This is a genomic window from Paenalcaligenes hominis (assembly GCF_041359055.1).
GTDB classification, from domain to species: domain Bacteria; phylum Pseudomonadota; class Gammaproteobacteria; order Burkholderiales; family Burkholderiaceae_B; genus Paenalcaligenes; species Paenalcaligenes hominis_A.
The window spans coordinates 487,931-502,819 of the sequence record NZ_JBGJKZ010000003.1 but is presented as its reverse complement, the minus strand read 5'-3'; the positions used below and the strand labels follow the sequence as shown (position 1 = coordinate 502,819).

General features: G+C 46.0%; 12 protein-coding genes. 4 read left to right on the top strand and 8 right to left on the bottom strand.

Translation table 11 applies throughout. From position 1 onward, the window contains the following. Positions 1-155: 155 nt before the first annotated feature. Entirely contained in the window at positions 156-2,804 is a 2,649-nt protein-coding gene (gene acnA / locus ACBP46_RS09565; protein ID WP_371016501.1) for an aconitate hydratase AcnA, read from the bottom strand. A 113-nt stretch (positions 2,805-2,917) separates the two neighbouring features. Here acnA and ACBP46_RS09560 point away from each other — a divergent pair, with 113 nt between their 5' ends. From ACBP46_RS09560 to ACBP46_RS09545, 4 genes are read left to right on the top strand one after another with little or no spacing between them, the layout of a single operon-like run. Next, positions 2,918-4,090: a 2-methylaconitate cis-trans isomerase PrpF family protein gene (locus tag ACBP46_RS09560; RefSeq protein ID WP_371016500.1), complete on the top strand. Its 1,173-nt coding sequence runs from the start codon at positions 2,918-2,920 to the stop codon at positions 4,088-4,090. Continuing rightward, positions 4,075-5,409, top strand: a complete 1,335-nt coding sequence (gene mgtE / locus ACBP46_RS09555) for a magnesium transporter (RefSeq protein WP_371016499.1) — start codon at positions 4,075-4,077, stop codon at positions 5,407-5,409. Before ACBP46_RS09560 ends, mgtE begins: the two co-directional genes overlap by 16 nt. A 52-nt stretch (positions 5,410-5,461) precedes the next feature. Beyond that, on the top strand, positions 5,462-6,346 hold the full coding sequence (locus ACBP46_RS09550; protein WP_371016498.1) for a LysR substrate-binding domain-containing protein: 885 nt from the start codon (positions 5,462-5,464) through the stop codon (positions 6,344-6,346). Positions 6,347-6,387: 41 nt separating this feature from the next. Continuing rightward, a complete protein-coding gene (locus ACBP46_RS09545; protein WP_371016497.1) occupies positions 6,388-7,308 on the top strand; it encodes a LysR substrate-binding domain-containing protein in 921 nt (306 codons plus the stop codon). Here the strand turns inward: ACBP46_RS09545 and ACBP46_RS09540 are convergent. The 7 genes from ACBP46_RS09540 to ACBP46_RS09510 form a co-directional block, all read right to left on the bottom strand. Continuing rightward, a complete protein-coding gene (locus ACBP46_RS09540; RefSeq protein ID WP_371016496.1) occupies positions 7,305-8,072 on the bottom strand; it encodes an SDR family oxidoreductase in 768 nt (255 codons plus the stop codon). The two genes, ACBP46_RS09545 and ACBP46_RS09540, sit on opposite strands and share 4 nt — an antisense overlap. Before the next feature lie 17 nt (positions 8,073-8,089). After that, a complete protein-coding gene (locus tag ACBP46_RS09535) occupies positions 8,090-9,733 on the bottom strand; it encodes a sulfatase-like hydrolase/transferase (protein WP_371016495.1) in 1,644 nt (547 codons plus the stop codon). Between the two features lie 12 nt (positions 9,734-9,745). After that, positions 9,746-11,047: a TRAP transporter large permease gene (locus ACBP46_RS09530; protein WP_371016494.1), complete on the bottom strand. Its 1,302-nt coding sequence runs from the start codon at positions 11,045-11,047 to the stop codon at positions 9,746-9,748. After that, a complete protein-coding gene (locus ACBP46_RS09525; RefSeq protein ID WP_371016493.1) occupies positions 11,044-11,517 on the bottom strand; it encodes a TRAP transporter small permease in 474 nt (157 codons plus the stop codon). The genes ACBP46_RS09530 and ACBP46_RS09525 overlap by 4 nt, the downstream gene beginning before the upstream one ends. 47 nt (positions 11,518-11,564) lie before the next feature. Then, a complete protein-coding gene (gene dctP / locus ACBP46_RS09520) occupies positions 11,565-12,599 on the bottom strand; it encodes a TRAP transporter substrate-binding protein DctP (RefSeq protein ID WP_371016492.1) in 1,035 nt (344 codons plus the stop codon). Positions 12,600-12,661: 62 nt separating this feature from the next. After that, positions 12,662-14,158 (bottom strand): aldehyde dehydrogenase family protein, encoded by a 1,497-nt coding sequence (locus tag ACBP46_RS09515; protein WP_371016491.1) that lies wholly within the window; start codon positions 14,156-14,158, stop codon positions 12,662-12,664. Between the two features lie 263 nt (positions 14,159-14,421). Then, complete coding sequence (locus ACBP46_RS09510) at positions 14,422-14,640, bottom strand: hypothetical protein (RefSeq protein WP_371016490.1); 219 nt, start codon at positions 14,638-14,640, stop codon at positions 14,422-14,424. Positions 14,641-14,889 lie beyond the last annotated feature (249 nt).

Sequence of the window (14,889 nt, the reverse complement as noted above, 5' to 3'; positions counted from 1 at the left end):
TTCAGCGCGGAGCGAACGCAGTGAGCGAGCACTGCCTAGTGAGAGTGTTGTCTGAGGCGGGCAGCGTGAGGGATACTACCCTGCCAAAGAAAGACAAATGTGAGAGCGCTATCTGAGACGGACAGCGTGAGGTACACGATACACCCAGAAAAGCATCACAAATAACTACGCCAAACACGCGGCAGAATACCGCCGTGCTTCCAGTACTCCACATCCTCTACTGTGTCTAAACGCGCCACTAGCGGCACAGAAAACACTGAGCCGTCCAATCGATGCACTCGTAGCTCCACCTCGGAATGCACGCCTAAATCACCCTCCAATCCGATCACATCAAAAACTTCGGAGCCATCTAGATCTAAGTCATCAATTTCAGTGCCCTCTTTAAACTGCAACGGCAATACTCCCATGCCCACCAGGTTAGTGCGGTGAATGCGCTCAAAGCTTTCAGCGACAACGGCTTTCACGCCCAACAAGGCGACTCCTTTGGCAGCGGAGTCACGGGAAGAACCACAGCCGTAGTTTTTACCGGCGAGGATGATTAAGTCTTGTTTGCGCTCTAGGTAGACTTCGGCTGCATCAAAAACGCGCATTTGTTTGCCTTCAGGCATTAAACGGGTGATGCCTCCCTCGATGCCTGGGGTCATTTTGTTGCGTAGACGAATATTGGCAAAAGTCGCGCGCATCACGATTTCATGGTTGGCTCGGCGTGTGGTGTAGTTGTTGAAATCCTTTTGTTCTACTCCATGCGCCAAGAGGTAATCCGCTGCCGGCGTTCCTAGGCTGATGGCTCCTGAAGGGGAAATATGGTCAGTGGTGATGGAGTCACCCAAAATCACTAGGGGGCGCAGCTGTGTGAGGTCGTTAGTAGCTAATGGCTCACGGCTAAGCCCTTCAAAATAGGGTGGTTTTTTAATGTAATTGCTGTCAGGGTTCCAAGTAAAAGTTGCCCCCGGCGCAGAGGCCAGTGCATCCCATTGCGGCCCGCCATCGTATAACTCGCTGTAGCGATGAATAAATAGCTCTCTGTCGTAAGCCGTGCCGACCAAGGCGGCAATTTCAGCGGCGTTAGGCCAAATATCACGCAAGTACACGGGGTTGCCTTGCTTGTCTTTGCCTAAGGCGTCACGTACCACATCAATATTCATGGAGCCGGCAATCGCGTAAACCACCACTAAAGCGGGGGAAGCTAAGTAGTTAGCACGCACGCTGGGGTGAATACGCCCATCAAAGTTGCGGTTCCCAGACAACACAGCTGTGGTAACCACGTCGTGTTCGGCAATGGTTTTAGCAATGGCGGGCGGTAAAGGTCCCGAGCCGCCGTTACAGGTAGTACAACCAAAACCGGCTACGTTAAAGCCCAGTTGATCCAAGGCGTCTTGTAGGCCCGCTTTTTGCAAGATATCTGCTGTGACTTGGCTACCTGGCACGAGGGAAGTTTTCACCCACGGTTTGCTAAACAACCCTTTTTCTACGGCTTTTTTGGCTACTAGACCAGCAGCCATCATGTTGGTGGGGTTGGCCGTGTTCGTGCAAGAGGTAATAGCGGCAATCACCACATCGCCATCACGTAGATCAAACTCTTCGCCCTGAACGGGATAAATTTGTTCTAAATCGACGGGACGGCCGGCAATACGTTGGTGGTGATGCTCGAACTCCATAACGGAGTGATCTAAGTCAAAGCGGTCTTCGGGGTTGCTGGGGCCAGACAGGCTGGGAACAATGGTGTCCAGATCGATGCTGAGCGTGCTGTCAAACACAGGGTCGGGCGTATTGGCATCGCGCCAAAGGTGTTGTGCTTTGTTGTACTGCTCGACCAACGCAATTTGCTCGGCGCTGTGACCGGTGGTGTGCATGTAATTCAAAGTATGTTGGTCGGTAGGAAAGAACACCACGGTGGCACCGTACTCGGGTGCCATGTTAGCGATCATGCCGCGATCGCCAATAGACAACTGATCTAAGCCCTCGCCGTAAAACTCAATAAATTTGCCTACTACCCCTAATTCACGTAGTTTTTCTGTGATCACTAGCACCAAGTCGGTGGGCAGTACGCCATCGCGCAATTTACCTTTTAGTTGCACCCCCACCACCTCGGGCAAAGGCATGCTAACTGGCAGGCCCACCATGACGGCTTCGGCCTCGATACCGCCTACGCCCCACGCTAAAATGCCAATGCCATTTACCATGGGTGTATGACTGTCGGTGCCCACACAACTATCGGGATACAGCCACGCCGTGTCGGCATTTTTATCATCGTGCCACACCACTTGCCCCAAATGCTCTAGATGCAACTGGTGCATAATGCCTTTGCCAGGTGGGATCACGCTGACCCCGTCAAAGTTCGCCCCACACCAACGTAAAAACTCAAAACGTTCGCCGTTGCGCTCGAATTCACGCCGCAGGTTGATTTCTGCCGCCAAAGGGTTAGCCCAACTGTCGACTTGTAATGAGTGGTCGATGACCACATCGGTTGCTACGGTAGGACGTACCTGCGAGGCATCGCCTCCGGCCTCGTGTACGGCCTCGCGCATGGCTACCATATCCAAGAGCATCACCAAGCCCAAAATATCATGACCAAACACACGCGCTGGGTAAAAGCTAATGCCCGCATCCACTTGGCGCTGCATAATGGCATCGAACTCTGCCTGAGCGATGTCACCCGTGCGTAATCCATGCCGCACAACGCTTTCTAATAAAATGCGTAATGAAAAAGGCAAGGTATGAAGCTGTTCAATGGAATGAATGGGGGCGTAGGAGTACGCTTTACCGTTAATGTGCAACTGAGGATACGTTGACTGTGGCTGCATGGAGTACGCTCTCTAAAGAATGAAAATTGACAGTTCTAGGTAATTCACTGTGTTTTACCCTCTGACTTGAATACAATTCATATAATGAAGACACTTTACCAAAGGAGAGACCCATGTCCCAAATTTCTATCGATGCTGTGTTCATGCGTGGGGGTACAAGCAAAGCGTTAATGATCCAACCTAAAAGCTTGCCCAGTCAACGCGAGGAATGGGACCCGCTCTTTTGTGCAGCGATGGGCACCCCCGACCCCTATGGAAGGCAGTTAAATGGTATGGGCGGTGGCATATCGTCGCTCTCCAAAGTGTGTATTGTGGGGCCGTCTTCGCACCCCGATGCCGATGTGGACTACACCTTTGGTCAGGTCGCCATTAAAGAGCACAAGGTCAGCTACCAAGGTAACTGCGGCAACATGAGCTCGGCCGTGGGGCCATTCGCGATTGACCAAGGGCTGGTTGCCGCCCAAGGCGACACCACTACCGTACGCATTTACAACACCAACACTAAAAAAATCATTCATAGCACTTTTGCTACCCCCAATGGGCAGACTCAATACGCCGGAGAGCTCAGTATTCCTGGGGTGGGCGGTACGGGTTCACCGATTAAGCTTGAGTTCATTGAACCGGGTGGTGCCACCACGGGTCAGCTTCTGCCCACAGGTCAGGTCAAAAACACCCTTTCTATTCCTGAGCTTGGCGATCTAGAAGTTTCAATGGTGGACGCCGCCAATGCGGCAGTGTTTGTGCGAGCTGCCGATATCGGTTTGACGGGGCTTGAGCTACCTGACGAGCTAGAGCAACAACCAGAAGTATTAGCCAAGTTAGAGCTCATCCGTATCCACGCTTCGGTTGCCATGGGCATTACTCCCGATTTAGAAACAGCCAAAACCGTTACCCTAGTGCCTTTTGTGGCTTTTGTTAGCGCGCCCCAAGATAACCCCACCCTGTCTGGCGAGCTTATTCCTGCCTCGGCTATTGATTTGGTAGCGCGGGTGATTTCCAGTGGGCAGCCGCACCGTGCTTTGCCCCTTACTGTATCGCTGTGTACTGCTGTGGCAGCACGCATTACCGGCACCGTTGTGGCCGATTTATTACGACCCGAGGTACGCCCCGATGCGGCCTTACGATTGGGCATGCCCTCTGGGGTGCTCACGGTAGATGCCGCTGTCCACCAAGATCACGGATACTGGCACGCTCACTCAGGCGCTTTTTATCGCACCGCTAACCGTCTATTCGAAGGACGCGTTTGGATTAACAAGGACGATATCAAACCATGTTCGCATCTATAAAAAAATTACAATCTTTTGATCACGTCGCTGATGCTGTCAGTTATTTAAACCAATTGAAAAGCGCAGAAGCGCTGAAACTGGTTGCACAACTGGATACAGAAACGCTGATCAACCTGCTAGAAAGCCCCGAGCTTAAACACAGTCACGACATTACTTTGTTATTGATTAGCAATGGTCGTGCTGATGTGCTGGATAGTCTTGCTGAAGACCGTATGGCCGACTTAATGACCGGCTTTAATCCGCATGTGCAGCAACAAGGTTTAGCTTTACTTAGTCCATCTAGTAAAGCCTCGATTTTGCGTTTGATGAGCTACCCACAAGGCACAGCGGGCAGCATCATGACCACCGAGTTTATTCAGGCCCCTATGAGCTGGACCGTAGCACAAACTTTGCAGCATATCCGCGAAGTCGAGAGCACTCGTGAGACGGTTTATGCCATTTATGTGGTCGATGCCTATAACCAACTGCAGTTTGTATTGCCCTTGCGTCAGTTGGTCATAGCAAATGCTGAACAACCTTTAACCGAACTGTGGACGGGGCAAACGCCCATTATGGTTGACCCCTATACCGATCGCGAAGAAGTGGCGCGTCTTATTCGACGCCACGACTTTTTAGCGTTGCCGGTGGTTGATGACGCCCAACATGTGGTCGGCATTGTCACAGTGGATGATGTGATTGATGCCCTCATGGAAGAAGCCGCCGAGGATATTGGCCGCTTTGGGGGTGGTGAGCACATTGGTAAACCGTATTTAGATGCCAGCTTTGGCACCATGGTGCGCAAGCGCGGGGGCTGGTTAGCTATCTTGTTTTTGGGTGAGATGCTTACCGCTAGTGCCATGCAATTTTATGAAATGGAACTAGAAAAAGCCGTGGTACTGGCTATGTTTATTCCATTGATTATGAGCTCGGGTGGTAACTCGGGCTCTCAGGCCACATCGCTTTTAATTCGCGGTTTAGCATTGGGCGAGGTGAAATTAAAAGATTGGTGGCGAGTCATATTACGTGAATTCCCCACCGGCATTATCTTGGGTACTGGTTTAGGCGCTATTGGTTTTTTGCGTATTTTTGTATGGCAGCATCTGGGCATTTATGACTACGGCGAACACTATATGCTGCTGGGCTTTACCATTTGGGCCTCGTTAATTGGTATTGTCTGTTTTGGTTCTAGTCTGGGTTCGATGCTGCCCTTTCTGTTGCAACGATTTAACTTTGACCCAGCCAGTGCCTCTGCCCCCTTGGTGGCAACACTGGTCGACGTACTGGGGCTGGTCATTTATTTCTCGGTGGCCGCGTTGATATTAACAGGCACGATTCTTTGACATTTGCCCCGCCCTAAACAACGAGGCTTTACGCGCACTTTAGTAAACGGTTATGAATCTACGCCAACTAACCCCTTCTATGCCTTTGCTGGTGGCCTTCGAGGCCGCCGCAAAGCATGAAAGCTATACCTTGGCGGCCCAAGAACTATTTCTAACGCAAAGCGCCATCAGCAAACAAATCCAACACCTCGAGCGTCATCTAGGTATTAAGCTTTTTCAACGGGTGGGCCGCCAAGTCGAGCTAACACCTGCCGGACGCAAATACTACGGGGAAATCAAAGAAGCGTTGGCAAGTATTCGACGAGCTAGTCTGCAAGCAATTACCTCGGAGACACGAGATCACACCTTGCATTTAGCCACCCTACCCACTTTTGGTTCAAAATGGCTACTGCCTAGCTTGCATGATTTTTATGCACACAACGCACACATCACCCTGCATATTCATTCACGTATTGGACCAGTGGATTTTAGTGATCAGGAAATTGATGCGGCCATTACAGTAGGCTCGGGCAATTGGCCTAATTTGATTGCTCACCCCATTCAAAACGAGCAGCTAATTGCTATTGTTAGCCCTGACAAAGCCCAACCCCATGAACTGTCAGTTGAATGGGTAGCACAACAAAGTCTATTGACCGTAGCCAGCAACCCCGAAGCCTGGCACGACTGGTTTTTGTACAACGGGCTTGATCCGAACACCATGGGCCCAGGCCCCAGTTTTGAGCTGACCTCGCACCTGACGCAAGCCGTCCATGCCGGTTTAGGCGTTGGCCTAGTACCGCATATTTTAGTTAAAGATGACATTGCTCGAGGCGAGCTGCTGGCTATAGGCACACCCCGACAAAGCCAACGCAGCTATTACTTGGTCTACCCACCCCAACACGCCACCCTACCTGCATTGGTGGCGTTTAAGGAGTGGGTGTTGGGTTTGAGTACCTAATCAGCTTCACCACGCTTAGCCCTCTATTTGATAACTCCGTTATGAATCCAATAAACCTAAAATTTCAAGCAATACGCACATTCCTAGCTACTGTTGAGGCGGGTAGCATTCGGGCTGCAGCACGCCGTTTGAACTTAACTCAACCAGCGATTTCTAAGGCGTTAAAAGGGCTAGAGGATGATTTAGGTGTTTCGCTTTTTACGCGTGGTACCAAAGGTATTGAGCTCACAGACTTCGGCCGAGCGTTTCAAGAGCGCAGTATTACTATTCTTAATGAGGTTGAATCAGCTGTTTCTGAAATTAAACAAATGCGTGGCGAGCTTGATAGTCATGTACAAATTTCCGTTTCTCCTGCTGCCGCTATTCAAATCGCTCCTAGAGCTATTCGTAACTTTAGAAGAGAGTTCCCCAACACCACAATTCGTATTTTTGAAGCACTTCAAACCATGGCAGTTAAGCAACTACGCTCTGCTGAAATTGATCTCGCTTTAGTTCCCATCTATACACCACTACCAAATAAAGAGTTCATCAGTACTCCTTTGGTAGACATTCAAATGCGTATCATTTGTCGTAAAGGTCATCCTTTGGAAAAATCAACGCATTTACACCAACTTTCAGAGGCTGAGTGGGTGCACGTAAGCTCTGGAGCAGAACATGCCCCCTTAATTAGTCAGCTGTTTGCAAAACACCAACTAAAAGTGCCTAAGGTGGGTATTGATTGTTTTTCTCTATTATCTTCAGTATCCATAGTACAAAACACTGATTGCTTATGTTTATTACCCGAGGTCATGCTTGGTCAACCGCAGTTTCCCTCAGAACATTTCACTGTTATAAATACGGCAGAGGCCCCTAGCATCAACCGTATTTATTTAGTCCAACGACGAGACAAACCTCTTACCCCAGTAGCACAAAAACTAGCCAATCATTTATTGCGCTTTACTGAGTTAGGACAAAACAGTTAACTAGCTAAGCGCTCAACTAACTGAGCAGCTCCCATCCCACCATCCACACAAATATCTATACCTTTAAGCCAATGACTTTGAGGGGATAAAAGATACATCACCACATCAGCCACCTCTTCTGGCAAACCAGCTCGACCGACACGGTTCAAGTTTTTATCCACAACGCTACCAAAAGCATGTTTAAAATCATTGAGTAAGCCAGTACTAACGGCCGCTGGACTTACAGAATTAACCCGCATGCCTTGAGCTAAAAACTGGGTGGAAAGTTGTTTGGTCCACACAATCACAGCCTCTTTTGATAAGTTATAAGCACGTGTATCACCCAGCTCATGTTTAAGTTGGAAGTCTGCTAGTTTTGACCAAGAATCTAAACGTAAAAGCTCAGTAACCTGATCTAAATGTTGAGCCCATTGCTCTCCTGCCTTTGAGGCAACATTCACAATAGCTGCATTAGGAATTAATTTGGGCAGTGCTAACTCAGTTAATAATCGTGTCCCTAGAAAATTAATTTCGAGCACTTTAAGCCCATTGCCTAGCACTGGAGCAATACCCGCGACGTTGCACAATGCATCATAACCGTCTTTTAACGCTGCTACAGCTGCATGGATACTCATTTTATCGGCTAAATTTAAGGGAATATAAACATCCACCTCAAAATCAGGTTGTCGAATATCTAAAACAGTGACATGGTGTCCTGTTTGTTTTAACTTATGAACTAGTTGAGCGCCTATACCCGTCGCTCCTCCCGTCACTAAAACTCGCATTATTAACTCGCTCTACATTAAAAAACCTGTAAGTACTCGGGCGGTAAACGGTTTGCAGGTACCTCTTCCCTAGACCAAAACCCTGGAATAATTCCTTGCTGCAAGGACTTCCCTAGATGATCGGCGTACATTTTTTCAGAGACAGTGCTGCGGTTTTTTAACAAAGCAGACCAGTCTAGCATTTGCTCCATTTGTCGTTGACGTATTGCCTCATAACCAGACTCTTGTCCTAAGTCATAAAACTCATTCGGGTCATTTTTCAAATCAAATAACATCGGAGCAAAGCCTGGACAATGAATAAATTTGTACTGCCCATCAAAAGACATTGTCATACGCGCGTTATAAGATGTGCGTCCAAGATTTTTAGCCACTGGCAAACGACCATAATCCGCCTCTGAGATCACAACATCTCTAAAAGGTACCGTTTTTTTCTGGCGTATACCTGGCAGTAAAGAGTGTCCTTCAAGACGGTGGTGGTATGGCTCCATCTCGAGAAAATCTAAAAAAGTAGGAATTAAGTCTATTGCTGCTACTAGGTCATCACAAACTAGACCCCGGCTACCTTCAGCGGCGCTACTAGGATCATAGATAATCAGAGGGACTTTCACAGCCGCCTCATGAAAAAGATCTTTTTCTCCTAACCAATGATCGCCAAAGTAATCCCCATGATCAGCCGTAATCACAACTAAAGTGTTTTGTTCTAATTGCTGCTCTTTTAAATAAGCAAACAATCGTCCCAACTCATCATCGATTTGCTTAATCAATCCATAATATGCTGGCAATACAAATGCTCGTTTAGCATCATCCGAAAGGGTTTTTGCCACTCCCAACTTCATAAACTCAGCATAAATGGGATGCGGATTTTTACGCTCCGACTCCTGTTTTATAGCAGGAGGTATAGGAGCATCCCTATACATTTTATGGTATGGAGCAGGAGCGATATAAGGCCAGTGAGGTTTTATATAAGATAAATGGATACACCATGACTTTCCTTTTAATGCACTGATTGTCTCTAGCGCACGGTCTGTCATGTAGGCTGTTTCTGTATACTCCACGGGCAAGCGGGATGCTAATGCCGCATTCTCCATATAAAAGCCGTTTCGTACTACCCCTTTACTATCCAAACCAGAATTAGCCCATTGCAACCAAGGATTGGCTCCTTCAAAACCTTTTTCACGCAAATACTGGTTATACCGAGGCTCCACTGGTGAGTATTTGCCTAATGGACCTTCGGGATGTAAACCATCATCATGCTCTCCAGCAATAAACCCTGCATTCGTTAGATAGCGCCCTAGTTCAGACTGAGGGTCAATATTCAGGCGCTTCATACTTTCCAAATCTGGTTTCATATGCGTTTTACCTAACAGCACAAGCTCAAGCCCACTGGGTTTAAGGTAATCAGCTAAAGTCCACTCATCAATACGAAAAGGCCAGTCATTCCATGTAGCCCCATGAGATCGCACATGACGTCCTGTGTAATAGGAAGCTCGAGAGTTACCACAACTTGTTCCTTGTACGTAAGCATTGGTGTAGCGCACCCCTTTGGCTGCTATCTTATCAATATTAGGGGTTTCAACCACTGGATGGCCATAACACGATAGGCTATCCCAACGTTGCTGATCTAACATAATAAACAAAATATTTTTCTGCTTTGATTCCACAACACACCCCTATTACTTCATCAAATCTGGAATAAATAGCGCCACCGTAGGTAAATAAAAAACGATGACAGCTGTTACTAACATAGCCACTACAAAAGGTAATGAACCTGCGAAAATATCTTTTAACTGAATATCTGGCTGTGCTGCTTTTACTGTGAACACATTGACCCCAAGTGGTGGAGTAATTAACCCTAACTCAATCAAAATAATCACTAGTACGCCAAACCAAATTAGATCTATACCTAAAGCTTGTAGTGATGGAATAAAGATAGGAATAATTAAAAGCAAGATTCCTAAAGCATCAAAAACTGTTCCTAAAACTAAGCACAGTAAGCAAATTGCTATTACTAGCTGGGCCCCGGTTAACTCCCACTGCCCTATTAAATCAAGTAGCTGATAAGGCAAACCGCTTAAATTAATAAACTGACTAAAAACTAATGCACAGGATGCAATCGCAAAAATAGAAGCAGAAATACCTGCTGCCGTAGAAAACATTTCACGATATTCCTTGGCTGTTCGCATTTTTCCGCGTAATAACGCAAAAACATATGCTCCAAATGCGCCCACACTAGCTGCTTCGGTTGGAGTAAAAAAGCCAATGTAAATACCACCCAAAACTACCCCGAATAAAACCAAAAACCCTTTAGCCATGCCTAACGACACCTTGGGTGCTGAGGTGTTTGCCTCTGCAATGACGCCACCACCATCAAGCTCTGGCTTTATTTTGACCATTAATACAATGGTCAAAACAAATAAAGCGATCATCACTAAACCAGGCCCTACCCCTGCCATCCACATTCTGCCAATATCCTCTTGAGCGAAAATGCAGTAGATAACCATAGGTACGCTAGGGGGGATTAAAATACCTAATGTTCCCCCTGCTGCTACCGTGCCAGCAGATAGAGAGTCTTTGTAGCCATAACGACGCATTGATGGCATAGCCACTTTAGTCATCGTTGCTGCTGTCGCTATTGAGCTACCGCATACCGTAGAGAAAGCTCCGCTTGCAAATACAGTAGACATAGCAAGCCCACCTCTAAAGCGCTTAGTCGAGGCCTCTGCCAACGCGTACAATTCATCGGTAATGCCACTCCGACGCGCTAATTCCCCCATTAAAATAAAAATAGGGATAACAACTAAGTTAGTATTTACCGTAAGCTCCGCTATTTGCTGTCCTGCCATTACAATGGCCGACTCAAAGCCGCGCAAATAGGAAAACCCAATCACTCCTGTAATTAATGAAGCTACTGCTAAAGGTACCCCCATTAAGCTGATGGTGATCAAAACAATAAACCCAATGATTGCCGCTGTCATAATTGTTCACCCTCTGCTTCTGCAGGAGAACTCTTGTAAAAAATCAAAAATAAAATAGAAAAAAAACCAAATGCGCTAGCTACTAAATACACAGGAGCCACAGGTAAAAAAAGCACAGCCGTATGCTCCTCAAACAAGAGTGCGTCATAACCGTAATACGCTAATAAACAGGTAAATAAGAAAAAGCCTATGATTTCCACTAATTTTTCAAAAGAGGTATAAAAACGCCCTAGCGTTTTTTTCAATGGCCCCGCTAACAAATCTACCTTTATATGACCATTATTCCTTGCGCTATACACTAACCCTGAGCCTATAGATAAACACAACATCAGGTTTGTGATTTCATTCGCTCCAAAAATAGGGCTATTAAAAACACTACGTAAAACAATATCTGCCACAGTTAACAACACCATAATAATTAACACTATGGTGCTAAACCACTGCGAAATACGATATAAGATAGTCAGCATATTTGTTCCTTCTTAACGCTAGACCTTTTTGAAAAATGATCCATACGCTACTGCTTAGCGATCTCTGCCTCATAAGTCTGCATAAAATAATCAATCAACTCTTGACCATTGACCCCTTTTTTCTTAGCTTCTTTAACAAAGGTTTCAAACAAAGGCTTTGCTGCTTCTTGTAAGTCGTTATATAGCTCTGATGTAATAGGATATTCAGTCACTCCATCAGCCATTAATTGCTTATACGCAATTACGCTCTCTTCTTGTGCTCGTTTACCTACACGACGAGCCAATGCTTCACCAGAAAGCTCACTGATCACATCTCGATCTTTAGGATCCAACTTATCCCAAGCGCGCTGGTTAATGAAAAAACTAAAGCTCGTCGAGGTTGCACCCATAGGAAGCATCATGATGCCTTTGGTATAAGGTGCAGACTTAAAGTCGATGGTACTTTCTAAAGAAATACCGTAATACACGTCCACAACGCCTTTAGTCACATACTCACTGATTTGCACTGCGGGACTCACAATGGGACTCATGCCCAAATTAATTATGGTGTCCGCGGTATAACCATTTAGTGCCCATATCCGTTTTCGTTTTAATTGATCCAAACTGGTTATAGGATTGTCCTCTAAGGTGTAGAACTGCCCACCCGAAAAGTTAAATTGGCTAAGGATTTCTACTCCATACCGTTTCAGTGGCTTTTTATCTGCTAAAAATTTTTCGTAACTTTTCCAGTTTGCTACTGAGCCTGCCTCTGCATCGTTGATCAAAAAAGGTAATGAGGAATAACTAAACTCAGGCACTTGTTTTTGTACAAAAATGTTAGCCATTACGGCAGCGTCAACTATCCCAGACCGTGTCGCATTTAATAGCTGGGCTGGTGCAGCAACAGGCCCAGCCGGTATTTCAAAAACCACTCGCCCTTCCGTGGCTTCTTTCACATCTGCAGCCCACTCATGCATAACTTTTGAGAAAAAATGATTGGGTGGCACAAAATTATTTAAAACCAACTTAGTTTCTGCCTGAACTAAGCCTGCCCCCATACAGTACATAGCTAGCACAGCGGCACTAATATTTTTTAGAAACATATACTCCTCCAATTATCTTTTAAGGATTGAAAATCTGAATTTTTAATTTAGATATCAAACAACTATTTATTCCAAAAAGGCATAAGGGTGCCAATAGAGTCATTAGGGGCAGAAATACAGTGATACCCTTGGAAAGCAATGGTGCCTTCATAACCCATATTTCTTCCTATTCCTGACTGTTTAAACCCACCAAATGGGCCTCTGCCATCTTGTGCGCTCGGTCCGTGGGCATTTAAATAGGTATAACCTGCCTCTATCTGGCGACTTAGTGTGACTGCACGCTTAGTGTCTTGACTCCACACAGATGAACAAAGACCAAAAACACTGTCATTGGCCCACGAAATAACCTCTTCTTCCGTGTCAAAGGGAATAATAGGTAGGACAGGACCAAACTGCTCTTCCTGAACCACATCTAAATGATGCGCAGGGTTTAATACTAGGGTTGGTCGCTGAAAATAACCTTGCGCATAAAGCTCTTGATCTACGACTTGCCCTAGCTCAACTACTTCGGCACCTGCTTGATAGGCTTGCGCAATCATGCCTTGCACCACATTCAATTGTTTTTTATTATTCATTGGCCCCATCGTCGTCTCTGGCAAAAGTCCGTCACCTATAATCTGTCGATTACACTCTGCTATCAAACCAGCAACGACTTCGTCATAACGTGAGCGATGCACATATAAACGTTTTAAGGCCATACATATTTGGCCCGTAGACATAAACGCACCCAGATAAAGACGCTTAAATGCGGCCTCATCCAATAAAGCATCTTCTAAAATAATTCCTGGGTCATTACCACCTAGTTCTAATGTGACTGGTGTAATATTTTCTGCAGCCACTTTCATTACGTGGCGCCCTACCTCCACTGACCCAGTGAAATTCACTTTACGAACTAATGGGTGCCCCACTAGCGGGTCACCTATTTCACTTGAACTACCAGTTAAAATATTCAACACCCCTGGAGGTAATAACTCAGCAATTTTTCTTAATGTAAGTGTGGGAGTGAGCGCTGAATAGTTAGCAGGCTTAACCACAACAGTGTTTCCTGTGATCAAAGCTTGAGGTAACTTACAACCTAAAATAGCTAAGGGCCAATTCCAGGGCACAATTAGTGCAGCTACACCACGGGGCTGACGACTAACTAAAGTATCAAATGGAGGCCCTTCTATTAACTCATCCGCTGCTAATCGGTCTGCATAATCAGCACACTGAAAAAAGCGCTCACCTAAACGTGAAATCTCAAGGTGTGTTTCTCTTAAAATTTTGCCGTGTTCTCGACAAAAAAGTTGAGAGCGATAGTTCACATCATCAATCTCAGCTGTTAAGGCATACCCAATTTTTCGTAATAACTCAGCTCTGCGCGCATAACCTAGCTCTGACCAAGCAGGAAAAGCAGCATGCGCGGCTTGTACGGCTTTATCCACATCCTTTTTTGTCGCTGCTGCGGCATACCCAACTAGTTCGCTAGGCCGAGCAGGATTATAAATGCCATATTGCAGGTTATCTTCGGCTGGCCGATATACCCCATTGATATACAACTGGGTATTTACCTCAGTCAATCTTGTCTCCACTCGTATTACTCTTTTACTGTTAGTTATCAAATAGCTCTTTTTTCCTGTTCTTACAGTAACAGGATTATGGATAAAAAATAAGAATCTTAAACTTGTATGTGATAACTATTGGATTTCGGGTGATAACCCTAAGATTTCACCCCTATCACCTTTTTACTACCAAGGAAGCCCACATTATTTCTTTAAAGTGACCATCCATAAAAAAAGCACTAACTTAAAGTTAGTGCTTTTTTATTCACGACAACAAAGCTTTAAGCTGTCACATGAATTTTTGTGCCCACAGTACCAGACTGTGCTAGGGCTTGGGGGCCAGTTTTTGGGGTTACAGCAGCTGCGTCCAGCAAGCTCATGATGGTTTGTTCTTGGTTTGCCAATACTTTTTTTAACAGCAAATTGTCTTTCTCTTGCGCTAAGGTGTGACCTTGGAGGGCAATGGATGCACTGACAACGGATTCAACTGAACCAGACATAGAGTGGCTCCTTGGGGGTTAGTGAATAAAGCGACGCACCGCTTCGCATGCCAAACCTTGGTAAGGCTCTTTACTCAAGTATACCTGTGTTTGTTACATCTTAGCGTAATGTTAGCTTTGTAAGAGCAACACATTGTTCTTTTGACATCCTTCTCGCCCCTCCCTACGTAGTCAGTTTTTTGATCTCCCTGTCACAGAAGCTATATAACACAGGAAGACACATTACATTTTTGAACGACGGTTGCTCTC